General features: G+C 72.5%; 3 protein-coding genes. 1 reads left to right on the forward strand and 2 read right to left on the reverse strand.

Translation table 11 applies throughout. From position 1 onward, the window contains the following. Together I59_RS11960 and I59_RS11965 are read right to left on the reverse strand one after the other, a co-directional pair. A partial coding sequence (locus I59_RS11960; RefSeq protein ID WP_376764452.1) for a catalase occupies positions 1 to 345 on the reverse strand: 345 nt, incomplete at its 3' end. A 193-nt stretch (positions 346 to 538) separates the two neighbouring features. Then, positions 539 to 1,039, reverse strand: coding sequence for a Fur family transcriptional regulator (locus tag I59_RS11965; protein ID WP_022904065.1), 501 nt, complete (start codon positions 1,037 to 1,039; stop codon positions 539 to 541). Between the two features lie 181 nt (positions 1,040 to 1,220). On the opposite strand from I59_RS11965, the gene I59_RS11970 reads away from it, so the two are divergent. Further along, on the forward strand, positions 1,221 to 2,131 hold a 911-nt coding region (locus I59_RS11970; protein WP_022904066.1), incomplete at its 3' end, for an acyltransferase.

Here is a 2,131-nt window from a genome sequence, read left to right on the forward strand (position 1 = left end):
GTCGCGGATGAAGAAGACCGGGGTGTTGTTGCCGACGAGGTCGTAGTTGCCCTCTTCGGTGTAGAACTTCAGCGCGAAGCCGCGGGGGTCGCGCCAGGTGTCCGGGGAGCCCTGCTCGCCGGCGACGCTCGAGAAGCGGGCGAGCATCTCGGTCTGCTTGCCCGGCTGGAGGAACGCGGCGCGGGTGTAGCGGCTCACGTCGTGGGTGACGGTGAGGGTACCGAAGGCGCCGCCGCCCTTGGCGTGGACGACGCGCTCCGGCACGCGCTCACGGTTGAACTGGGCGAGCTTCTCGACGAGGTAGTGGTCGTGCAGGGCGAGGGGCCCGTCGGCGCCGACACCCATCGAGTGCTGGTCGCTGGAGACGGGCGCTCCGCTGTTGGTCGTGGTGGTGGGGGTGCCGGCGGGCTTGCCGGTCGTGTTCTGGTCGGACACGGTTCCTCCTCGGAACGTTGGTTCGGTCAGGGATGCTCGGGTTGCTCGTGGTCCCGGTTCGGTGCCGGGAGGGGGATCGACTGCGGCGGTCGCGCCGGGCGCGTCAGACGACTGCGCCGGGGGTCGCGGGTGCTCCGGCGGGGGTCGCGGGTGCCGCGGGGGTCGCGGGTGCCGCGGGGGCCGCGTCCTCGCGCTCCGCTGCGGCGCATCGGTCGCAGATCCCCCAGTAGGTGACCTCGGCCGTGGTGACCGCGAAGCCGTGCGTCTCGGACGGCGTCAGGCACGGAGCGTGCCCGACGGCGCAGTCGACGTCCTCGATCGCGCCGCACATGGTGCAGACGATGTGGTGGTGGTTGTCCCCGGTCCGCCGCTCGTACCGCGCCGGACTGCCGGCTGGCTCGATCCGGCGCACGAGCCCGACCCCGGTCAGCGCGGCGAGGACGCCGTACACGGCCTGGTGGCTCGTCGTCGGGAGCTCGGCGGCGAGGGCGGTGACGATGTCGTCCGCCGTCGCGTGGGGCATGGACCCGGTGGCGCGGAGGACGGCCAACCGCGGTGTGGTGACCCGCAGGCCCGCGGTACGGAGCAGCTCTGCGTCTTCCATCGGGGCCCTTCTCTTGCAGTGATCAAGACAACGGGTTCACCCTAGCACCAGGCACCGGGCCTTCGAGCCCATGTCGGCGCGGTGCCGTCGCATGCCGGACGCGGCATGTGAGGGGTCACGAAACGGCCGCGATCTGCTGGAGCTCCGCTGGGACGGCCGCAGCGCCGGGTACCGTCCCAGCATGTCCTCGCAGCAGAGCGTGCCGGAGCAGGCACACACAGCACGGGACGTCCGGGGGATCATCGCGCAGCGCGACCTGGTCGTCGACCTCATCCGGACCGCGTGCGTCGTCCTCGTCGTCTTCGTCCACGTGACGATGGTCGGGGTCGGGACCGCCGACGGGATCGCGGTGACGAGCCCGCTCCAGGAGCTCGCCTGGTACGTGCCGGCGACCTGGGTCGGGCAGGTCATGCCGCTCTTCTTCGTCGTCGGCGGGTTCGCCAGCATCGTCGGGTGGCGGAGCACGGTGACGCGGGGCGGCGGCGCGCGCGACTACTGGTCGACCCGCCTCGTCCGTCTGTTCCGCCCCGCCGTCCCGCTGTTCATCGTGCTCGCGCTCGGACTGGGGATCGCGACCGCGCTGGGGACGCCGCCGGGGCTCCTGGCGGAGGTCGCGTTCGGCATCGGCTCCCCGCTCTGGTTCCTCGCGGCGTACGGCATCACGCAGTGCTGCGTCCCCCTCATGGTCCGCCTGCACGAACGGGCGCCGTGGAGGACGCTGGCCGTGCTGCTCGGCGCGGCCGTCCTCGTCGACACCGTTCGCCTGGCGACGGGCGTCGCGGAGGTCGGGCTGCTCAACCTCGGCCCGGTCTGGCTGTTCGCCCAGCAGCTCGGGTTCCTCTGGGCCGACGGCTGGTTCGCGCGGCGATCGCGCCTGCTCCTCGCCGTGGTCGCCGTCGCCGCGTACGTGGTCCTCGTGCCCCTGACGTCGATCGGGCTCTGGGCACCCGACATGCTCCAGGACCTCAACCCGCCGATGGTGCCGCTCGCGTTCCTCGCGATCGCGCAGGCGTGTCTCGTCCAGCTGGTCCACCGGCCGCTGGCGTCCCTGATGCGGACGCGCGGCGCCCAGGCGGTCGTCTTCGTGCTCGG

It is taken from the genome of Curtobacterium sp. B8 (assembly GCF_000333315.1).
Taxonomy (GTDB): Bacteria; Actinomycetota; Actinomycetes; order Actinomycetales; family Microbacteriaceae; genus Curtobacterium; species Curtobacterium luteum.

Coding starts and splice junctions, on each gene's coding strand:
- I59_RS11965 (WP_022904065.1), bottom strand. CDS start 1,039: ATGGAAGACGCAGAGCTGCTCCGTACCGCGGGCCTGCGGGTCACCACA.